Raw genomic sequence first — 3761 nt, 5'->3', positions numbered from 1 at the left:
TACGTTTTCACGGCAGCCTGTACGGACTGCGAGTGCCTTCCCGAGATTGCCACGTCGCTTCGCTCCTCGCAATGACAATTCGGAGGCATTTGCCATTTCAACGATGGTCCGTTCGTTTCGCCGGTGCAGTGCCGGGCACGGCTGTCCGCTCCCCCGCAACTACAACACATGGTCGGCGGCCTCGCGTAGCTTTCCACTCTCCATTTTCAGCTTGCCCCATGTCCCGTTCCTGAAAAACCAATTCCAAACCCGCTGCGTTTTGGGAGGAGCGCAGCGGGTTTTTTCTGGCAAAATGACGGTTTTGCGCCGTTTTTCTGTCTGAAAATATTTTCATTGGCCTTTTTCGGTTTTTTCTTTTGAAATTCATTGAAAAACCCTGCGAATTGTGTTATATTGTTCAAGTATCCGAATGAATAGAACTAGAAAACGATTCGAAACGGCTGCGAGTGACCGTTTCCAAGACACGAAAGGGGTTTATCAACAGTATGCACAAATATGTTTACCTGTTCTCCGAGGGTAACGGCTCCATGCGTGAGCTGCTCGGCGGCAAGGGCGCAAACCTGGCAGAGATGACGAATCTCGGCATGCCTGTCCCGCAGGGCTTCACCATCTCCACGGAAGCCTGCACGAAGTATTATGAGGACGACCGCAACATCAACGACGAGATCAAGGCGCAGGTCTACGAGGCTCTCGCCCGCATCGAGAAGATCAACGGCAAGAAGTTCGGCGACGCCAAGAACCCGCTGCTCGTCTCCGTCCGTTCCGGCGCCCGCGCCTCCATGCCCGGCATGATGGACACCATCCTGAACCTCGGCCTGAACGACGAGGTCGCCGCCGGTCTCATCGCCGGTAACCCCACGCCTGCGTTTACCCGCTTTGTTTACGATTCCTATCGCCGCTTTATCCAGATGTTCTCCGACGTCGTCATGGAGCTGTCCAAGAAGACATTCGAGGTCATCATCGACGAAGTCAAGGCCGCCAAGGGCGTCAAGAACGACATCGACCTCGACGCCGACGACATGAAGAAGCTCGTTGACCTGTTCAAGGCTCACTATAAGGAAGAAAAGGGCGAGGACTTCCCGACCGATCCGGCGGTCCAGCTCATGGAGGCCATCAAGGCCGTCTTCCGCTCCTGGGATAACCCCCGCGCCAACGTCTATCGCCGCATGAACGACATCCCCTACTCCTGGGGCACCGCCGTCAACGTGCAGCCGATGGTCTTCGGCAACCTGAACGACAAGTCCGGCACCGGCGTCGCCTTCACGCGCGATCCGGCCACCGGTGAGAAGGCGCTGTTCGGCGAATACCTCATCAACGCCCAGGGCGAAGATGTCGTCGCCGGTATCCGCACGCCGAGCAAGATCTCCAAGCTGCATGAGGAGATGCCCGCTGTCTACGACCAGTTCGTCGACATCGCCACCCGCCTCGAGAACCACTACCGCGACATGCAGGATATGGAGTTCACCATCGAGAACGGCAAGCTCTATATGCTGCAGACCCGTAACGGCAAGCGCACCGCTGCCGCCGCGCTGAAGATCGCCTGCGACCTCGTCGACGAGGGCATGATCTCCCGCGAAGAGGCCGTCATGCGCGTGGAGCCGAAGCAGCTCGATTCCCTGCTGCACCCGCAGTTCGACGCCGCCGCGCTGAAGGCCGCCGAGGTCGTCGGCAAGGGCCTGGCCGCCTCTCCGGGCGCTGCCTGCGGCCGTGTCGTCTTCTCCGCCGAGGACGCAAAGTCCTGGGCCGCCAACGGTGAAAAGGTCGTTCTCGTCCGTCTTGAGACCAGCCCCGAGGACATCGAGGGCATGGCTGCCGCACAGGGCATCCTGACCGTCCGCGGCGGCATGACGTCCCACGCTGCCGTCGTCGCGCGCGGCATGGGCACCTGCTGCGTCTCCGGCTGCGGTGAGATCACCATGCACGAGGAAGAGAAGTACTTCACCCTCGCCGGCAAGGATTACCACGAGGGCGACTGGATCTCCATCGACGGCTCCACCGGCAACATCTACGGCTGCGCCGTCAAGACCGTCGAGGCCACCATCAGCGGCAACTTTGACCGCTTCATGAAGTGGGCCGACAGCTTCCGCGTTCTGCGCGTCCGCACGAACGCCGATAACCCCCGCGACACTGCGCAGGCCGTGAAGTTCGGCGCAGAAGGCATCGGCCTGTGCCGCACGGAGCACATGTTCTTTGAGGCCACCCGTATCAAGGCCATGCGCGAGATGATCGTCGCCAAGACGGTCGAGGCCCGCAAGGAAGCTCTGGCCAAGATCCTGCCGTATCAGCAGGGCGACTTCGAAGCGATGTATCGCGAGCTCAAGGGCCGTCCGATGACCATCCGCTTCCTGGATCCCCCTCTGCACGAGTTCCTGCCGACGAAGGAAGAGGACATCGCCGAGATCGCCGAAGAGCTGCACGTCAGCGTCGCCGAGCTCAAGGATGTCATCGCCTCCCTGCATGAGTTCAACCCGATGATGGGCCACCGCGGCTGCCGTCTGGCTGTCACCTATCCGGAGATCGCCGAGATGCAGACCACCGCCGTCATCAATGCCGCTATCAAGGTCAACAAGGAGTTCTCCTGGTACCGCATCGAGCCGGAGATCATGATCCCGCTGGTCGGCGAGGTCAAGGAGCTGAAGTTCGTCAAGGACGTCGTCACCGCTACGGCTGACCGCCTGATCGAAGAGGCCGGTGTCGAGATGAAGTACACCGTCGGCACCATGATCGAGATCCCGCGCGCCGCTCTGACCGCGGACGAGATCGCCACCGAGGCCGAGTTCTTCTCCTTCGGCACGAACGACCTGACCCAGATGACGTTCGGCTTCAGCCGCGACGACGCAGGCAAGTTCCTCGACTCCTACTACGACCACAAGATCTACGAGTCCGATCCGTTCGCCCACCTCGACCAGAAGGGCGTCGGCAAGCTCGTGAAGATGGCTGCTGAAATGGGCCGCGCCACCCGCCCGCACATCAAGCTCGGTATCTGCGGCGAGCACGGCGGCGATCCCGCTTCCGTCGAGTTCTGCCATAATGTCGGCCTGAACTACGTCTCTTGCAGCCCGTTCCGTGTCCCCATCGCCCGCCTCGCTGCTGCACAGGCTGCCATCCGCGAACAGCGCCAATAAGAAGTTGACGCAAACAGCGTAGGCAAAACAACTGATATAAATACGGTCACACAGTCCGTCAGGATTGTGTGACCGTTATTTTTGCCATGCAAAAGCATGGCAAAAATAAGAAATGTGCCATTTCCTCGCCCCTGTGGGGCAACCGGAAATGATGCACAAAAACTTCATGTGCCGGCATTTGCGCATTTCCGTGGCGCGGTGCTCAGGCATGAAGTTTTTTTGACCATTTTCAGCTGAACACACCGTAAATCAAGCCGCTGGTTTCACTACGAAATCAGCGGCTTTTTTCGTGCTCCAAAAAATTTTTGAAATTTTTTCGCTCAGGGGGTTAAAAAATGGGCCTTCTCGCTGGCTACCTATTGAGGGACAAAACAAACGCCCTCACGAACCTTGAAAATCGAATACACATTCAACAGGTACATTCCTGATCGGGGGCGAAAGCCCCAGCCGGATGAAGGTGCGCCACGAACTTCCTGCCCACAAGGGTTATCACGGAAAGCAAGGAGCGATTCCAAACCATTCTGAAATATCCGTTTGCTGCGGATAAGGCAAAGCTAACAAGAAGGAGGAAAAGCGAAATGCCAAACTGTAAAACCATTGCTATCTGCAATCAGAAAGGCGGCACAGGCAAAACGA

At 58.3% G+C, this 3761-nt stretch carries 2 protein-coding genes; one reads left to right on the top strand and one right to left on the bottom strand.

Going from position 1 to position 3761, the window contains the following annotated elements; all coding sequences use genetic code 11:
* Window positions 1–97: 97 nt before the first annotated feature.
* On the bottom strand, window positions 98–367 hold the full coding sequence (locus WMO66_RS06685) for a hypothetical protein (RefSeq protein ID WP_349135626.1): 270 nt from the start codon (window positions 365–367) through the stop codon (window positions 98–100).
* A 118-nt stretch (window positions 368–485) separates the two neighbouring features.
* Between WMO66_RS06685 and ppdK the strand changes: the two genes are divergently transcribed.
* Window positions 486–3125: a pyruvate, phosphate dikinase gene (gene ppdK / locus WMO66_RS06680; protein WP_349135625.1), complete on the top strand. Its 2640-nt coding sequence runs from the start codon at window positions 486–488 to the stop codon at window positions 3123–3125.
* Window positions 3126–3761: the final 636 nt, after the last annotated feature.

Source organism: Faecousia intestinalis (assembly GCF_040096185.1).
Taxonomy (GTDB): Bacteria; Bacillota; Clostridia; order Oscillospirales; family Oscillospiraceae; genus JAZOXB01.
Note: the sequence above shows the minus strand (reverse complement) of the source record. Positions and strands in the feature narration are given on the sequence as shown.